General features: G+C 55.0%; 1 protein-coding gene. It reads left to right on the top strand.

Annotated elements, in window-relative coordinates; translation table 11 throughout:
• Positions 1-64 precede the first annotated feature (64 nt).
• Positions 65-1,227, top strand: a protein-coding gene (locus AAEZ06_RS26840; protein WP_095019831.1) for an IS3 family transposase whose coding sequence is annotated in 2 segments (ribosomal slippage) — positions 65-320 and positions 320-1,227 — 1,164 coding nt in all. Because the reading frame shifts where the segments join, the coding sequence is not laid out codon by codon here.
• The last annotated feature ends 8 nt before the right edge of the window (positions 1,228-1,235 follow it).

Raw genomic sequence — 1,235 nt, 5'->3', positions numbered from 1 at the left:
TGTAGTGGTCTAATGAAACCGGACACCCTTTTAGGCGAGAATGCTCGCCAGATCGAGGTGTCAGATGACCAAACAACGCCGTACCTTTTCCGCTGAATTCAAACGCGAGGCTGCCGACCTCGTGCTCAAGCAAAACTACAGCTTCATCGAAGCCAGTCGTTCACTGAGTGTTGGTGAGTCGGCGCTGCGCCGCTGGGTCGACCAGCTTCAGCAAGAGCGCACCGGCGTCACGCCCCAGAGCAAGGCCCTGACACCAGAGCAGCAAAAAATCCAGGAGTTGGAAGCTCGGATTGCTCGCCTCGAGCGCGAGAAATCAATATTAAAAAAGGCTACCGCGCTCTTGATGTCGGAAGATCTCGAGCGTACGCGCTGATCAATCAGCTAAGCGTCCATGAGCCTGTTGACTGCTTGTGCGAGGCGTTTGAGGTCGCTCGTTCGGGGTACTACGCGCATCGTCTAAGGCGGCGAACACCAGATGTTGAGCGGCTCAGGCTGCGTAGCCGAGTGAGCGAGTTGTTCACCCAGGGCCGAAGTGCTCCCGGCAGTCGAAGCATCACGTTGATGATGCAAGAAGAAGGTGAGCAAATTGGACGGTTTAAGGTACGCAGGCTGATGCGTGAGCTGGAGTTGGTCAGCAAGCAGCCAGGATCACACGCCTATAAAAAGGCGACAGTCGAGCGGCCGGATATCCCAAATATATTGAACCGAGAATTTGATGTCGAAGCGCCCAACCAGGTCTGGTGCGGCGACATCACCTACATCTGGGCACAGGGGAAATGGCACTACCTTGCGGTTGTCATGGATCTTTACGCTCGCCGAGTGGTGGGCTGGGCGTTATCAGAAAAGCCGGATGCAGACTTGGTGATCAAGGCGTTGGATGTGGCTTACGAGCAGCGTGGCAAGCCGCAAGGCCTGCTATTTCACTCAGACCAGGGATCCCAATATGGCAGCCGCAACTTTCGCCAGCGGCTGTGGCGTTATCGCATGCGTCAGAGTATGAGCCGCCGAGGAAACTGCTGGGATAATGCGCCGATGGAGCGGGTTTTTCGCAGCTTGAAAACAGAGTGGATACCAACCACTGGCTACATGACCGGCCACCAGGCTCAGAGAGATATTAGCCAGTACCTGATGCATCACTACAACTGGATCCGACCTCATCAATTTAACGATGGATTGGCCCCAGCGAAAACGGAAGAAAAACTCAAAACCGTGTCCGGGATGAGTTGACCACTACA

It is taken from the genome of Pseudomonas sp. HY7a-MNA-CIBAN-0227, from assembly GCF_040310325.1.
GTDB lineage: Bacteria > Pseudomonadota > Gammaproteobacteria > Pseudomonadales > Pseudomonadaceae > Aquipseudomonas.
The sequence above is the reverse complement of the archived record's forward strand: the minus strand, read 5'-3'. Positions and strand labels throughout refer to the sequence as shown.